Origin of the sequence: Muricauda brasiliensis (genome assembly GCF_003057865.1) — a bacterium.
Lineage (GTDB): Bacteria > Bacteroidota > Bacteroidia > Flavobacteriales > Flavobacteriaceae > Flagellimonas > Flagellimonas chongwuensis.
In genome coordinates this window covers 14,455-31,567 of sequence record NZ_QBTW01000014.1, presented here as the reverse complement: position 1 = coordinate 31,567, position 17,113 = coordinate 14,455, and the positions used below count along the sequence as shown (strand labels likewise).

Annotated in this window: 12 protein-coding genes; 5 read left to right on the top strand and 7 right to left on the bottom strand. The window is 42.4% G+C overall.

Going from position 1 to position 17,113, the window contains the following annotated elements; all coding sequences use genetic code 11:
- Positions 1-252 precede the first annotated feature (252 nt).
- Positions 253-2,346: a hypothetical protein gene (locus tag DCK90_RS10510; protein WP_159075815.1), complete on the top strand. Its 2,094-nt coding sequence runs from the start codon at positions 253-255 to the stop codon at positions 2,344-2,346.
- A gap of 400 nt (positions 2,347-2,746) precedes the next feature.
- Here DCK90_RS10510 and DCK90_RS10505 read toward each other — a convergent pair whose 3' ends face one another.
- The 6 genes from DCK90_RS10505 to DCK90_RS10480 form a co-directional block, all read right to left on the bottom strand.
- Positions 2,747-3,667 carry a hypothetical protein gene (locus DCK90_RS10505; protein ID WP_108246169.1) on the bottom strand — a complete coding sequence of 307 codons (921 nt, stop codon included), beginning with the start codon at positions 3,665-3,667 and terminating at the stop codon, positions 2,747-2,749.
- 30 nt (positions 3,668-3,697) lie between these two features.
- Entirely contained in the window at positions 3,698-4,144 is a 447-nt protein-coding gene (locus DCK90_RS10500) for a DUF1330 domain-containing protein (protein WP_108246168.1), read from the bottom strand.
- A gap of 240 nt (positions 4,145-4,384) precedes the next feature.
- On the bottom strand, positions 4,385-6,319 hold the full coding sequence (locus DCK90_RS17175; RefSeq protein ID WP_159075814.1) for an OmpA family protein: 1,935 nt from the start codon (positions 6,317-6,319) through the stop codon (positions 4,385-4,387).
- 44 nt (positions 6,320-6,363) lie between these two features.
- Positions 6,364-7,374: a PorP/SprF family type IX secretion system membrane protein gene (locus tag DCK90_RS10490; RefSeq protein ID WP_108246166.1), complete on the bottom strand. Its 1,011-nt coding sequence runs from the start codon at positions 7,372-7,374 to the stop codon at positions 6,364-6,366.
- Positions 7,375-7,385: 11 nt separating this feature from the next.
- Positions 7,386-12,224 carry a gliding motility-associated C-terminal domain-containing protein gene (locus DCK90_RS10485; RefSeq protein WP_108246165.1) on the bottom strand — a complete coding sequence of 1,613 codons (4,839 nt, stop codon included), beginning with the start codon at positions 12,222-12,224 and terminating at the stop codon, positions 7,386-7,388.
- Positions 12,225-12,511: 287 nt separating this feature from the next.
- Entirely contained in the window at positions 12,512-14,092 is a 1,581-nt protein-coding gene (locus tag DCK90_RS10480; RefSeq protein WP_108246164.1) for a response regulator transcription factor, read from the bottom strand.
- 352 nt (positions 14,093-14,444) lie between these two features.
- Between DCK90_RS10480 and DCK90_RS10475 the strand changes: the two genes are divergently transcribed.
- The 4 genes from DCK90_RS10475 (at position 14,445) to DCK90_RS10455 (ending at position 15,957) form a co-directional block, all read left to right on the top strand.
- On the top strand, positions 14,445-14,660 hold the full coding sequence (locus DCK90_RS10475) for a PAS domain-containing protein (RefSeq protein WP_108246163.1): 216 nt from the start codon (positions 14,445-14,447) through the stop codon (positions 14,658-14,660).
- 16 nt (positions 14,661-14,676) lie between these two features.
- The gene (locus DCK90_RS10470) at positions 14,677-14,847 is read left to right on the top strand and encodes a PAS domain-containing protein (protein WP_159075813.1); all 171 of its coding nucleotides are present in this window, start codon (positions 14,677-14,679) and stop codon (positions 14,845-14,847) included.
- Positions 14,844-15,137 (top strand): PAS domain-containing protein, encoded by a 294-nt coding sequence (locus DCK90_RS10465; RefSeq protein WP_108246161.1) that lies wholly within the window; start codon positions 14,844-14,846, stop codon positions 15,135-15,137. The genes DCK90_RS10470 and DCK90_RS10465 overlap by 4 nt, the downstream gene beginning before the upstream one ends.
- A 433-nt stretch (positions 15,138-15,570) precedes the next feature.
- A complete protein-coding gene (locus DCK90_RS10455) occupies positions 15,571-15,957 on the top strand; it encodes an MBL fold metallo-hydrolase (RefSeq protein WP_159075812.1) in 387 nt (128 codons plus the stop codon).
- 221 nt (positions 15,958-16,178) lie between these two features.
- On the opposite strand, the gene DCK90_RS10450 is transcribed toward DCK90_RS10455, so the two are convergent.
- Positions 16,179-17,072, bottom strand: coding sequence for a helix-turn-helix domain-containing protein (locus tag DCK90_RS10450; protein WP_108246248.1), 894 nt, complete (start codon positions 17,070-17,072; stop codon positions 16,179-16,181).
- Positions 17,073-17,113: the final 41 nt, after the last annotated feature.

Here is a 17,113-nt window from a genome sequence, read left to right as displayed (position 1 = left end):
TACCGTATTCAAAACATAGTTATATCCCTTCTCTTTTTTATTCTGTCAATTGTTGCCCTTGCACAGGAACGGGCAGTCAAAGGGACGGAAGGTCTGCATTTACTTGAAAATATCCACCTACAATTGAATAAAACGGTCTTTTTAAAGGGAGAGCACATATGGTTCAAGGCATATGTTCAAAATCAGAATCAACATTTACCATCCTTGGCCACGAAAAACCTACATGTAGGAATTTTTTCAAAAGATGGAAGCATGCTAACAAAAAAGATGTTTTTAGTACGCAATGGTGCTTCTTTTGGTGATTTTAAAGTTGATTCAACTTTTATTGAGGATTCATATACCATAATGGCCTGGACCAACTATATGAAGAATTTTGAGTTTACTGCTCCTTTTCTTCAAAATATAGAAATCATTGGAGTAGGGGAACAATCAGAATCAAAGAACAAAGGTGGCATTACTGTTTTAGTTTATCCCGAAGGGCAACAAATTGTAGCGAACACATACAATAATGTCGGCTTCAAGATTTTTAACCAAACCTTACCACCAATAAAGACCAATGAAATAGAGCTGATTACGGGAAAAGGTGAACGAATACAATCTAACATTCAAACAAACCAATTAGGGCAAGGAAGATTTGGTTTTTTTACCGACCCAACCGAAACCTATTTTTTGAAATTACAACATCCAAACGGTCTTAGGACCACCAAGGAGCTGGAAGTTAAACTACACCATGGAGTAGGAATAAGCATCAATAATACAGCGAAGGATGTTGTTGTACTAAACTCCAAACGGTCTAAATCTATTTTAAATAACGAGAAATTTTCTATGGCTATTTATAACCATGTCAACGGAAATTATGTTTATCGTTATGAGCTTGATGGAGATAGCAGACCCATTTCCGTAAATCGCAATCAAATCCCCGGCGGAATCAATACAGCGGTGATTTTGGATGAAACTATGAAACCCATTTCACAACGTATGTTTTTTAATAGACAGAATTTGAAGGAAAGGGTAGGTTCTGTAGATGTAAGCTATTGTTTAAACAAAGCTCAAGATTCCTTACAGATAGATATGATACTTCCTCAGGGACATCAAATGGCCCATTTAAGTTTGTCGGTTTTACCTGCTGAATCAAATGCCTACTTCCCTGATAATTCTATAGCCTCTTCTTTTTTGATTCAGCCTTATCTCCATAAACGTATTGAAGGCCGCTATTTTTTTGATGGCAATAAACGTTCAAGGGATTATCAAATGGACACCAGATTACTTATGGAAGGGACCGAAAGGTTTGACCAGTATATCAGAGCAGGAAATGCTAAAATTAGCACTTACAAATATGAAGAAGGCATTGCTTTCAACGGTAAGATTTTGGATGCCGACCTCGAAAACGAAAAACAAGTTTCGTTGTTTTCCCAAGCATTGGGTACAGTCAATTTTTTTGAGCTCTCAACCAACAAGAATTTTGAAGGAAGCCTGCCTTTGTTTGAGGGGGATTCCATAATGATCAGCGTACTGAACCACAAAGGAAAACTTAGAAAACCAAAAGCGGAACTCTATTTTGATGATAACAATGCAGATACTTTTGATTATACCAAATGGTTGAGCAAAGCGGACCGGTTTAAATCAGGGGTTTCGCAATTAAGAATGAATGAGAGTTTTGATCTTACGGATGGAATCATATCTCTGGATGAAGTGGTGGTTTCGGAAAGGGCAAAGGAGACTACAAAGTTTCAAATAACTCCTGAAATTGAAATGAGACTAATTGATAAAGCAACCGTGAACCGTTATCCAAGTCTTATAAACTACATTCGGAAATTGGGATTTCAAACACGTCTCAATAGAAAAATTGGAGGTATTGGTGTTTATGTTCCCGATCCTCCTTATCTAGCCCGAGTACCTGTTTTAATCGAAGGACTTCCGGTTGATTCGGGACAACTCATGTCCATGCCCCTTTCCATGGTAAAATCGATGGTTTATAATAGGTATGTAGCTCCTCATCAAGGACCATTTATTTCCTTGTCGTTACGGTCTGACTATGATGGATTATACGGAAGGAACCGGTTCACAAGCATTACTGTGCCAAAAGGATTCAGTAGGGCACAAGCCTATTTTGCTCCAAATTATCCAGATTATGATTCGTTGTTATATCAAAAATATGGCGCCATTTGGTGGGAAAGTCAATTTGAGGTAAACTCAGATGTCCCATATTCAATTACAGTTCCTTTAAACGAACAACGAGAGGTAAAGATTATAATTGAAGGAATGTCCTCCAATGGTTTTTTATATTACACCGAACAAATTTGTAGTCCTTTTGAGACCAACCATTACTCCAATCAACACGAATAATTCAGTTATTGCTATCATTAAAAACAAAACCCGCAACATTTGTTACGGGTTTTTTGCGGAGGAAGAGGGTATTTTCCGAATTGGAAAAACTCAATGTTTTTAGGGGTTTTGAGAGGAGTAAAATTGCGGTGCCACCGAAAGGGGCTCTAGTTTAACTTAACTTTAACAAAAGAATGGTTTTGAACCTTGTTTCGTGCCAATTTCCGTTAAATTTTATTTCAGACTATAATTGGTTCCCGGCCCAGTTCGATAAAATGAGCATCTCCCTTCGCCACAAAAGAAATGAGTAGAGCAATATATCCGATAAAAATCAGAAGAATGATCTACTAGGAAAATTTAAGAATTAAGGAGGTGTCCTAAAAGATGGTTATATCAATTTGTATACACTTCGGTCCAAAAATCATCTATACATCCACGTGTCCAAAATATCAGAAACGCTTGTGCTGACTTCTTTTTTCAAACGAAGGGATAATTCCTCGTCACTTAGTCTCGCCGTTCTATCCAAATCGGTATTGATTAGAAAATTATGGAGCCTTTCTAATATATGCCGATCACCGGAATCAATAATCGACCTTGCATGTTGGTAGAATTGCATTTGAAACCACTCATAATTCTGGGGTGACAGGTTTTGGACATATTTTTCCTCAAAATCCTTGAGGGTCTTGTGTTCGGCCATCCGATTTCCCGAGTTAAGGACAAATTCAGGATATGTGTTCATTAAATTGTAAGCATTTTTAGATTTTTCTTTTACAAAGGAATACATGCTCATGGTGGCAAACAGTTCTTGCAACCATTTTCTTTGCGGTTTGGTACCTTCTTTAAAGTGATAAAGATGTGCCAATTCATGGATGGATAGGATATCCCTGTAGAAAAGGTCCAAGTTGATGTCATCACCGTAGACGGGCTTCAGCATGGCTTGGTGCTGTTCAGGCAATCTATCGATTGTTTCTTCTACCGTTATTGAAAGTACTGATTTGTCCAATCCCAAGATTACATTTCCATGTATAGCTTGTGGTAAACCTGGTGGTGGAAAATAGGCATGTTTCCCCCATTTTTCATTTTCGACAAATAGAACAGCAAAATCCAAATCTGTATTAAATATTTCATCAAAGTACTGCTTTGCTTCGTTCAATCGCTTTAATGTTCCAGTAATGCTTTTTACAGAATTATTGGATACCAAGGTCTTAAATGAAAAGTCGGTTCTTAGTTCGTTTAACCCAGAATGCGGGGAAGTATCAATCCAAGATTCTTGGCCCCTGGATGAAATGATCAAAAAGAAGCTTAAAAAAGTGATGGAATGCCTTGCTCTCAGTTTATACATTGTCCATTTTGGTTTTATACTGGAAAGCGATTACACACTTTCCTTTGGGTTATAAAAATCCTTTATTTCCGTTGAGGGCAACAATCTGGAATCTTCAAGGGCTGCTGTACGATGTCCTGCGTTTTTAAGATAACCCTTACTTTGGCAAAATTCCATAAATTTTGTTACCGATGCATGTTCGACCAGTAATATAGCATCCCATTTTGGGTGGAGTGGACCAATAAGAAAACGTCCACTTTTTCCATAATATAGGATTCGGCTGCCTACTTCTTCCAGTTCGGGAATGGTACTTTCAAGGTATAAACGATACGCTTCCTCACCGGTTATTTCAACAGCTGGCTTTATGTTCCGATGGGAGGTATAATCAGCTCTCTTCCTAAATTTCAATAGGTTCAATAATACAATTCTTCCCTTGTCGTGGAAATTTCGGTAAAATTCTTTGCCCGATTCCTCACTTGCATTGAGGTAGTTGTCCATAACCAATCAATAATTAAAAAGATAGAGAAATATAATTATAATCTATTAATTTATAAAGGGTTTGATGGTAGTGCCTGGTGTTTTATCTGCGCCATGAGCCACTCCCATTCGTTGGAACTCTAAATGTTTCATCGAATATACTTAGAGAGATTAGTTATCAGTTTCCTTAATACCAGCGAAACGATTGCTATGGCAGGCAGGCCCCTAGCTTTTATAATTTGATATGGTATAACTAAAATACTAATATGCCAAGACCTTGATCTCGGTCCTACGGTTGGCTTGGTGCTCCTCTTCGGTACAAAGTGCATGGTCAGGGCAATTGTTCAACAATTGTGATTCCCCATAGCCTTTTGCAAATAATCGATTTCTTGAAATACCCCGGGACACCAAGTAATCCACAGCGGACTTGGCCCGTTTCTCTGATAATTTCATATTGTAATTGGATTTGCCCCTACTGTCCGTATGGGAGGAAAGTTCAATAGTAAGACTGGGGTGGTCCCTAAGGATTCTCGCGAGTTCATTCAGAACATGGGCCGCATCCCTTCGGATATCAAATTTGTCAAAATCATAATGGATATCCTCCAATACAATTTTCTTGCCCACTTCGAACATGGGCTCCAAATGTAGTATTATATAAAGTGAATCTCGATTCGTGCGAATGTTGCTCAATGTCAATGAGTCACTGTAAAATCCCTTTTTCTGACCAAGTACCTTATATGTCCTTTCCGGGTCGATTTCAAAATGGAATGCCCCCTCCATACCACTTTGTGTCTTGGCCATAAGGGTGCGCTCCCCATCGTATAATGTGACAGCTACCCCCGATAGCGTTTTCTCTGTGGTTTGCCCCATATAGGTAACTCCGTCCAACACCAATCTCCTTCCATCGTTTGCTTCCAAACTATAGATATCATCATTTCCTTTGCCCCCCGATCTGTTGGAGGCCATGAAGGTCCTTGTAACACCATTTGAATCGTTCCAAGTGATGTAGGAAAAATCATCACCACCACTATTGATGGGGTGCTGGAGATTTTTGGGTTCGGTCCAGCCCGTTTCTATTTTATTGGACTGGAACACATCAAGTCCCCCCATGCCCGGATGGCCGTCACTGGAGTAGTACAGGAATCCATCGGAACCAAAACTTGGGAACATTTCATTTCCCTCACTGTTGATGGTACTTCCAGCATTGATTGGTTTGCCCCATTGACCATTTTCCTGTAACTCCGAAAACCAGATGTCCGTTCCACCAAATCCTCCTGGTTGATTGGAGATGAAGTAAAGAGATTTTTCCCCTGGAGCCAACACAGCGTGGCCTACGGAATATTTTTTAATATTGTTAAAGGGAAAAGAGGTCTTTTTCCAGCTTCCTGCTGCATCCTTGTTGTAAATCAAGAGTTCAAGACGATGGGTCATGTATTTGATGCCATTTTCCGGCTCCATGTTTGGTTTGTTCCCAACATAAGTACGGGTGACAAACATGGTATCACCATTTTTGTTGGAACTCACAGGTCCTATATGGTATCTGCTGTTTGGGTTTGGTTCGTTTTTGATGGGGCTTGAATCTATGATGTGACCGGTTTCATCCAGTTCGGCCTGATAGACCTGTAAATAGGAACTGCCAGTCCATCCATAATTTCCCTTTCCCTTTAGGGGTTCCCCGGTATAGTATACCCCATTTTGTGTCGGATGGACCGAAAACTCAGATCTTGGGGTATTGATGTTTGTCTCATTATAGAGTTCCAAGGGTCTAGGATTCGCGAGCCACTCCAAGGCTTTCTTAGATCCTTCCAACTCCAGGGCAATATCGTCGGTGTTGCCGGTCCGTTCGGTATAGTCCACCAACGCTTTGATGGCTTTTTTGTATTGATGGGTCTGTTTGAGGCTTTTAGCATAATGCAATAGGTTTTCCGCAGGGCTTTCCGGGTGTTCGGTAACACGCGTATACCAGTTGGCCGCCTGCTCATAATCATTGGTCAGGTAATAACTCTGGGCCAATTGTTCCAAGTCCTCCAAGCGCGGTTTTTTTCGATCGACCAATTTCAGTAATAGGGGGATGGCACGGGCATATTGGAACTTTGACAGATGTTCATATGCCTTATCTCGGTTACTGGGCTGCTCCTGGGTATATCCGACACAAATGATAAAGAAAAGGGACATTAGGGTAAACAGCAATTTCATTGAAATGATATTTTGGTTTTTCACGATTGACTTGTTTTGGGGCATTAGAAGAACCTAGGGCTCAATAAACGTTTTTTTCTGATTTGGAAAGTGTATCCCAGGGTGATTTCATGGGTGCCATTCTGGACATTTTCCATATCATTGAGCATGTAATCATAGGAATACCCGATCCTGAACCGTTCGGACAGGTAAAATTGTACTATCCCTGAGATGGAATTGGTGGTCGATAGGTCCTTTGCACTGAAATCATTGTAGGTTTTGTCCCAGACCTCGACCCCGGTCCGATAGCCCAGTCCGAACCAGAATTTTTCCTCATAGATCATCATGGCATTAAGGTCTAGGCTGGAGGGACCCTTGAAATCTTCTTTCAACAGGAAGCTGGGGCGTAGTTTGAAGGACGCCCCCATGTCAAAAATTGCACCACCAATAAAGTAAAAATGCTTCCTGTGAAATATATTGTAATAGTCGTCGTCACTATTGAAAACGTAGCTTTCCTTTCTATCGAGAACATCCATCAATGAAGCGCCCACATACCATCTGGGACTGTAGTAATACGCACCAAGGCGCATGTTCCATTTCCAAACATGTTCATTGCCGTATAACAGATAGGCATCATCGGGATCTGTTGGTGAAAATTCAGATCCGTTCAGACCGTGCTGTGCCAATCCGGCACCGAGACCAAACCCCAATCGTTTGGTGTCCGAAGCATTCAGACGTATCCGGTATGCATAATTGAGATAAACTGAAGTACTGGCCTGGGGACCCAGTTTGTCAGAGGTGACCTGAAGGCCCACGCCCATATTTCGGGTATCCGGATCTAGGATGCCATCAACCGAGAATTGTCCGGTCCTGGGAGCCCCATCAAGCCCTGACCATTGGTCTCGAAGTGCCAATTGTACAAACCACTGTTCTTTATAGCCTGCATATGCAGGGTTTACGCTTAAGGTGTTGAAAATATATTGGGTGAATTGGACCTCTTGCTGCGCAATTACACTGAAATGGGCAAAAATGAAAAGGTTCCAAAGTAGTATATATCGGATTTGTTTTAATCTCATAGTTTTTGGGCTTATCGTTTAATGAACAACCATCCCTGGTACGATTGTTCCGTATTTGAGGGTCCAGAAATGGAGAGTTGATAGAAATAGGTGCCTTCGTTCAGTCCATGACCGTTAAAATCGTTTTGATAATCACTGTTTTTATATACCTCGTTGCCCCAACGGTTCGTTATAACCAAGTATGCCCTTGCTGTCGGTGGCAACCCTGAAAGGCTAAAGAAATCATTTTTGCCATCCCCGTTAGGGGTGATCACATTGGGAATAGTGACATTGCCTGATTTCATGCGTAGTTGGATCACGGTCGGGTCGTCATTTCCGGCTGCGGTTCCCGATACATCCAAAATATCAGAACCATTCTCGGTTTTAGCGGAGACCTTGGCCGTGTTGGAAATGGATTCCCCTTCCATGTCCATTTTGGTCAGACGGTAGGATGCAGTGGCCGTTACGGATTCCCCGGGCAGCAAGGTTGACGGGGAAACCGGAATCGTACTTGGTTCCAACATATCATCCTCTATTTGAAGATCATTAAGCGGGAGGTCCCCTGTGTTGACCACTGTAAAGGTATAGGTGATACTTTCTCCCTCTTGAGCAAACGTATCGTTGTTTTCATCCTGAAAGTTTCCCGTCTTGATTAGGACAATATCGGGGTTTTCAATACAGGACATGACGGCCACCTGTTGGGTGTGCGACGTGCTATTGGAACATTCGTCAGTCGTTGTCCACACCCTTTCCAATACATGGTCACCTGATGGGTCCCCGGAAACAATGGTTTCCGTAAGGGTGACCGTAGTGGTTCCACAGAAATCGGAAGCTGTCAATGTTTCTGCTATTGGGATGGCATCACATGCTACGGTTATATCCGTTGGCAATGTTTCATTGAATGTAGGCGGAGTGGTATCCTCCACTGTAATTGTCTGGGTGTGAACGGATGTCAAGCCACATTCATCGGTTGCTGTCCACTGCCTCGAAATCATATAATTTCCAGGGCATGAGCCTGGCATTATTGTTTCGTTGAAGGTTACCGATGCCGTGCCGCAGCTATCCGTAGCTGTCAAGGTATCCGCCATTGGAACGGCATCACATGATACCGTAATATCAGTAGGTAAGGGTTCATTGAACATTGGTGTCGTGGTGTCTTCCACGGTAATGACCTGGGCATGTATTGTTGTATTGCCACAATCGTCCGTCGCGGTCCATTCCCTTCTTATGGAATAGTTGCCCGGGCAGGAACCTAAGGCCATGGTTTCATCATAGGTCACCGTCGCCGTACCACAGTTGTCCGATGCGGTCAAGGTATCTACCGTTGGAACAGCATCACAGGCTACCGTAATATTCGTGGGCAAAGATTCATTGAACGTTGGCGCAATGTTGTCCTCAACGGTTATTACTTGGGTGTGTGAAGTGGTCAAACCACATTGGTCCGTGGCCACCCATTCCCGTGTGATCGTATAGTTGCCCGCACAGGTACCAACCGCCGATTCGCTAAAGGCTACCGTTGCCGTTCCGCAATTGTCCGTTGCCGTCAGGGGCGGTGCCGTAGGAACAGCATCGCAGGCTACTGTAATATCAGTGGGCAAGGTTTCATTGAACGTTGGGGCAGCGGTATCTTCCACGGTTACTACTTGGGTATGAACAGCGGTGTTGCCAGATAGGTCTTCAGCGGTCCATTCCCTGGTCAACGTATACATATTTGGACAACTTCCCGCAGCGGTTGTTTCGTTGAATGTAACCACCGAGGTACCACAGTCATCAGATGCGGTCAAGATCTCCGGAGCTGGAATTGCATCGCATTCCACCGTAACGTCCGATGGCAGTGTCTCGTTGAAAGTCGGGTCAATGGTGTCGACAATGATGGTGACGGTCAGAATCCCTGTATCAAAATTGTTGCTATTGGCCACTTCGGTAATGCGATATTCCAATGTGTAAGTTTGGCCTGGTTGGGCATTTGCGGCAACATCAACGGAACCATCCGGGTTTACCGAAATAATACCATCAGGATCTGGAACTTCCTCACTGATCGAATAATCCCCATGGACAACAGGACCACCCTCCGTATCATTGTCCATGACATTGCCAATGTTGTTCTGTGCTTCAAACGGACAAATGTTGGAAAAGCTGTCATCCGATGCGGTCAGGTCAGAGGATATGATGTTTATGGTCACTGTTGTGGAATCCAAGCCGGAACAGATACCCTTGACATCATACTGGAATTGGTAGGTGCCAACAGGCAATGTACTGGCATCCAATACTTCGTTGTTTAACATCCCGGTATTGGAAAGGTCGGTCCAATCCCCATAGTTATCATAGGGTGCGGTCAAAAAATCAAAAAGATTGATGATATCGGCATCTTGTTGTAAAATGTCAATGGTCTGTCCCGTACCCGCCTCAGGTAAATCTGGCGGGGAAATGACCTCAAAACTTAATGTTTGATTGATACAGGCACTGGGATTGGGACCATAGGAGATGTTCGCATGGTACAAGCCCACATCCGTCGCTTCATTAAATGGGTTGAACGAATGTGTATTTCCGGTTCCGATGACTGTCGGATCTCCATCCTTGGTCCATTCGATATCCAAAAAGGATAATCCCTCTATGGAAAGGGAGCCCACTTGGCCATCACATAAGTTTTCCGGTTTGATGACCGGGGACTTAGGGACATCGGTCTTAAATTCAAAGACACCTGTGTTTCCACAACTGTCCTGAATCTCTACGGTATATTCACCATCCGGTAGTTCTGAAAAAACAGGACTATTCCCGTTATTGATGGTCAATGGATTGCCATTAAAGGCGGTAATACTGTAGTCAAGGGGTGCCACTCCATTGGCATCAATGACCAATTCCGTGTTGCCACTGGTACAACTGGCCACATAAAAATTGTTCAAGTTGATACCGTTGGAGGGAACATTGAAAGTGTCTAGGACATCCCGGCATTGGGATACCCCAGGGGCACCATTGTTATGAATGACATATTGGACGACAACCCTGAATTGTCCCGAGGATACGACATTGTTCACCGATCCGGAAAAAGTATTATAGCCTGAGTAGTTTGCTGTTCCACCCATGGACAATGCAGTTGAATTAGCGATGTCCGTTCCTTCGGTATATAGGTTTTCCGAGGTGGGGTGGCCCCATTGTCCCGAAGCTGGATAAAATTTCTGTAGCCATAACACTTCTCTGGCAAGGTAAGAGGAAACGGAGGCCTCTACATTGAAACTGCCGCAGTTCATTATAGGGGTCACTGAAGAGGATATGGTTTTGTCATAAATGGTAAATGTTTCCGTCAAGGTTGAACCACAGGTTCCTGTGGCTTCCACCGAATAGTCTCCCGCAGGGAGGGAATTCATATAAAATTGACCATCGGCCGCAATGTTGTATGATACATCGTACGGTAGCGCTCCAAAGTTGGCAATGAATTCCGGTGGTGCGCTGGTAAACTGGGCAGAAACCAGCTCATCTGCAACAGCAGGGGCCCCGCCGACATTGATATAAAAGTTAATGGAGCCTTCATCATCCCCACATCCTGCATAATACCGGTACATCCGCAAATTGAAGTTGGCATTATGACTAACCGTGAAGGTCTGTATTTCCGTTCTCCCACACGAAGTCAATTCCACTTCATAATCCCCCTCGGGTACCCCAGTGGAAGTATCACCAAAATTAATGTTGTTGGGTAAGGTGTTATAAACATTGGAATAGGTTCCAGTGGTATAATCCCCATTGAAAACGGCAGGGTCAAAACCGACGGGGTAGGCAGTGAAGGTAACCTCCAAGGGTTCCAAATGGAACTTGAACAGGTCCAAGGAGATATATTTTGTACCGCAATCGGCAATGGGCTGTCGCAATCTGGTATTGGGAACTGCATCTATCACATCGGTCTGTGAAAATACCTTTCCGCAATTATCCGTAAAGGTGACCGTGTAATCATAAGACTCCCCATAATGGAACGGGATGTCTACAGACTGGCCGTTATCGGAATTGGAATTCCATGTAGTGTTGATCTGTGTGGAAGGACCTCCAAAAGGGTCTTCAATTTCAATGGATACATTGATGGGATACCTATCCTCCGGAACATTGTTCGATCCATTGTACATCAATTGTTCTTCATGGCGTATGGTATTACAGTCTTCCATTAACCAAAAGGAATGGATCGGGTTGACCCTTCTCACGGCATAGGTTTGCGGGTCATTGGCCACAGTGATGCCCAAAGAGGCACTGTTCCCGCATACATCCGTTACGATGACATTGTACGTTCCTTGGGTAACTGGGGAAAGCACATTGGAAGGTTGCGGGGCAATGACGACATTGTCCGATTCATCCCTCAATTCATAGGTGCTGGGGTGACCAGCAGTAACGTTTACGTGTATTTCGACTCCTGAGCAAATAGGGGTTTGGGACAGGGTAAAGGATAGGCTTTCCATAGTATTGGAAATAGTGACATTTTCAGTCTTTTGATTGCTTTCCGCACCCACGACCTGGGTGGCCACAACCTGAAAATCACTGTTTGGAAGAGCCGTTTCGGTGTAGGTCAAGGTAGGGCCTGTTGCGATGACATTGTCAATGACACGAAAAGGAGTGACCGTATTGGGCAGTTGGTAAATCAGGAACTCAAATTCCGCCCCGGCCTCCGTATTGCCAATGTCCATTGTTATTTGACCATTTCCTGTACAAGTCTCATCAGTGGGGGTCAAACTTAGGGTGAATTCGTTGATCATACCATGAACTGGATCGACCATGGCTGGTTTTGGGACCATGTAGAAGGTTTTTTTTTCGATCGTTCCGTAGCTCCTTGAAATGGTGGTCAAGACCAATATGAGAAACAAGATGGTTCCTTTAAATCTTTTGAAATTCATTTGGGAAAGTGTTTGGCCGCTATTTGAAAGAAAGGTCAGGTAAGACCTTTCTTGGTATGGGTTAATGGTTATTTAATTCTTGAGTTTTAATCGTAGTGTTATGTGGATTTTGTAGGAAAATTACTGAAATTAGAACGGCAACATTTCAGGAATATGCAGTGAAGTATATCTGAATTCAGGAATACGAAAAATGCGGGACGCACATAAGCTAGCTGTAAACAACACATTTACAATTAGTTATGTTGGATTTAAATAAGTGGTTGATTTTTAGGACAGAATCTAGTGCCCTAGACCCTTTTTAAGTTTTTTCGTTCTTTTTTTACTTGATCAATGAATGAGGAAGGCGTAAGGCCGGTAACATTTTTAAATACCGTGGCAAATTTGCTGTGGGAAGAAAATCCACATTCTGAAGCAATATATCCGATTTTATAGGATAGGTATTTTGGGTTTTTCTCAATGACCCCAACAATGTGTACAATCCTTAACTCATTAATGTAATTATTGAAATCTTTGCCCTTGTGCCTGTTGATAGTATGGGAAAGGTATTTGGTATTGACCTCCAATTGAACCGCTAATTGTGCCAAGGTAAGGTTGGGTTGTAAATAGAGTTGCCCTTTTTCAAAGGTGTCAAGTTGGTCCAATATATGCAATTCAGTATCTATGGGCATCAATCTTTCCTGGACTGTATTGCCTAATCCTATGGAAGTATCCAGTGTAGCGGAGCGGGTCGGTTCAGATTTCTTTTTAAGATTCGCGATCAAACTTCGATATCTTTTCTGATCTTGTCTTTGTCTTTTTACATATAGTATCGAAATCCCACTTACCAAAACCAAAGCAATAATGGCACCTGAAAGGAACATTTTCTTTGAAGCAACGGTTTGCTCCAACTCTTGTTTTACTTTGGTGACCACATTGTCCGAATACTGTTGATTGCTCACGGCAGTGTTCTTGACAACTGCCACATAAAGGTCATTGAAGTGGGTGTATTGATCGATGTCCCCAGTGGCTTTGCTGTATGTTGCCAAGCATTGGTAAACATCTGCCTTGAAATCCGGTAGTCCGGCTGTTTCTGAAATATCCAATGCTTTATCCAAATGGTCTTTGGCCTGTTCCATCTTGTTTTGTGCCAGATTGACCTTGGCAAGACCAAGATGGATAAAACCTTTGAACACCGTTTTGCCATCGGACGTTCTGGTGGACATTTGAAGACCTTTTTTGTAATGAAGCCGTGCCGAATCCAATTGCCGTAATTTTAAAAAACTCTTTCCCAGCTGTTCCTCGGTCTGGGATAAAAACAAGATTCGGTTCTTGGATTCCGGAAGGGATTCAAAGAGGGCCCGTGCCGTTTTAAAATGATTGACCGCTTGATCATACTGCATCAGATTCAAGGCGTAATATCCTTTTTCTTGATAGACTTGCCCCCTGAATTGTTTGGAGGTATTCGGATCTTGAATGTTTTCACTGGCCTCAAGACCTTTTTTCAAGTAAAGGCTACCTTGTTTATACAATCCCATGTTTCGGTATTGGGTGGAAAGTACACCGCTGATCCTGGCTTGCCAATCAAAAATATTTGCATTGTGGGCAATATCTTCAGCTACCTTGGCATAATATATGGAAGAGTCCCTATTGGCCTTCCTATGGTACATGTCGGAAATGAGCATTAAGGATCGGATTTTATGGATATCCGTTTTTGAACTTTGGTACAGGGAATCGGCAGTGTGCAGGGCTTTGTCCAAATCCGTGGTGGCCGTTTCCATGTAGGTGTGGTAAAAGATACTGTCAAAGGCTTCGGTTGTTTTTTGCTTGGTCTGGGCAAATAGAAATAGTGGGCTCAACAAAGCGGTCAAGCCATTTCTCAGATAGTTCATGGATTAGGGGGTTAGGACTTTACGATTCTAAATTTGGGTATATGATTAATGTTTGGTAATGAATGTGACCCCTAAGTTAGCAATTTTTTCAAGGTTATTTTTTGACGATTTTATTAATAGGGTAGGGAATTTTGATTTGAAATTGTAATATTATCAATTAAGACTTAATAATTAAAATCTCAAAATCTTAAATTTTTAATGAAACCTTTTTCAAGTATGTTGTAAGATCTGGGATAGTTTCGATTATTGGTGTGGACAAAGAGGACCCCAGTGCAAAATGCCCCAGTGATTTGACTTTGGTCAAGTTGTAATTCCCCCGAAAATTTTAATTTAACATGATATATCCTCCCACATGGGTCAATTGTTGAATAGCACGGATATTGTTATGGCAGACAGTGACAAAACAATCGTAAAAACTCTCAAGAAAGACCCCGGTTTTTCTGATATTTTTGTAGAATCCATCCGTGAAGGACTACCGATCACTGATATGAACAGCAAAATTATCATTGTCAATTCATCAGTTTGTGAACTCATTGGTTTTGTAAAGGAGGAACTTTTGGCCGACTGAACTGAAAAAGGACTTTTTGGCGGGGTTCAAAAAAACATTGAAGGAAGGAATAAGGGGAGAGCATGAGACTGTGCACATGCGAAAGGATGGGAGTCGTTTTCCAGTATCCATATTTTCTACCAGTATACGGAATAGCCAAGGCGAGATCAATGCCCATTTGGGCCTACTGAAAAACCTCGACAAATGAGCAAGGAAATCCTGCCCCCGGGTTCTGAAAACCTCGATGAATTTTCAATATTGAACTACAGGAGTAAATACAGGAATCTACTGGCCGGGAAGAAACATCTGTCTCAATTGGATTTTACGCTCAACAATATCAGCGATGGCATTATATCGTTAAATACGGAATGGCGCATTACGTATGTATATGGCAATGCTGCTGAAATCTTGGATAGAACGGCTACGAATTTGATTGGGAAGCATTTTTGGACCGAGTTTCCGGATGTTTCACTTAACATTTCATACGATGGTCCATAGAGCCTAGGAAGCACAAAAAAATAATAGTCTGAAGAATATTATGCCCCTTTCGATAAATGGTTCGAGTATTGCTTTTATCCTTCACAGGAAAGACTTACCATATTTTTTTGGGATATCTCTGAAAGAAGGTTGGTGGAAAGTCTCTTGCTTGTAAACAAGGAATATCTGGATAATATTATCAATAATATACTTCAAGGAACGAACATATCTTGGTTGATACGGGTTGTGGGGGTTCCCTTGGGCCAACGAGTGGAAAATTGTTGGATCATTTCGCAAGTGCTGATATTGCCGTCTCTAGTATTACCCATATTGTACTTACCCATATTGTACTTACCCATGCATATCCCGATCATATTGGTGGGGTTTTGACTGGGGATGGCGCCCTTGCCTTTCCAAACGCCCTGGTTCACATATCTAAAACAGAATATGATTTTTGGATGTCCCAGAGCCTGATTTTTCGAAAGGAACCCAAAATGCTGTGGCCGCTTTTGAAATTCAGTTTACAAGACATTATTTGAAGAAACTAAGGTCGCCCGTACACTTTTACAACGGTAACGACATCTTATTTGGGTTTCTTCAGATGGTTCCGGCACCAGGGCATACCCTAGGACAAATGATGATACATATCAGTTCAGGGGAAACAGACCTTCTACATATCGCTGATGTTTTTCAACATCAATTATTGGTTGAACATCCCGAATGGGGCAACGAGATTGATTCTGATTTTGAACTTGTTGTTCGTACCAGGCTATCCGTTTTGGAACACTTGGCAGAATCCAAGCAACTGCTTTTTGGCAATCACCTTCCATTTCCACGTTAGGGATATATTGTCAAATCCAATGGTACTTTTCATTATGTTCCGAAAGGTCAATAAAGGCAATTGGACCCTATGTTGGTATCCCAGAGGTAGCGAGGAAGATTCGGTCTATTTCAAAAGTAAAGGGAGCATATCCAACAGTGCCATTTAGGCTATCGATATGCTCCCTTTTTTACATTCAAAAACTCAGATGGCTTTGGTCCATCGTTTTTTGATGCACCTTATCAGTTCAATAGGAGTTGCTTCTTAAAGTCCAAGGGACGCATTCCCGTTTGTTTTTTGAACAAGCGTGTAAAATAAGATGTATTTTCAAAACCGAGTTCATAAGCAATCTCGGCAACTCCTCGATCTGCAGATTTAAGCAGGTTCTTTGCTTCGGAAATAAGCGTAAGATGGATAAGTTCCATGGCTGTTTTACCTGTTTCCTGTTTCAGCAGGTCGCTTAAATATCGCGGTGATAGGAACAGTTGCTCGGCCATAAAGTTCACCGAGGGCAACCCCCTTTCTTGGAGTCCACCTTCCTTGATATATTTCTGAAGGACCGCATCGAATTTGGATATGGTCTTGCCTGAAAGCTCCGATCGGTTGATGAACTGCCTTTTGTAAAACCGCTGGGAATACATTAATATGGAGGCCATGTGCCCCAGCATGATTTCCCTACTGTATTCATCCTGATTGTTGTTGTATTCTGTAATGATCTTATCCTTGAGCTCCCATATTACACTTTCCTCTTTGGGGGACAGGTGCAGGGCCTCGTTGACCTCATAGTCGAAAAAGCCATATTTCTGCACTGTTTCGAAGAGTTCATGGCCCAAAAGATAATCCTCGTGGATAAAGAACATAAAACCGGCCTCCTCAAATTCCAAGCCCTTGAGCTCGATAATTTGCCTTGGTTTCATAAAGTACATGGAACCATTGGTATTGTCGTAGGGGGTACGACCATACATGATTACGCCTGATTTCAATTTTTTGAAAGCAATGACATAGGCATCAGTGGTAAACTCCCTATCTCCAAGGGGACAGGCCTGTTGACACCCGATCATGCTGAAAAAAGGATTTTCTGGTGGCGCCCATCCATTTCCCTCATGTAGTTCGCTTAATGTGCGGAAATGTTTCATACGTTTAAAATTACAGTTTTTTTTAATCGAAGTATCCATGG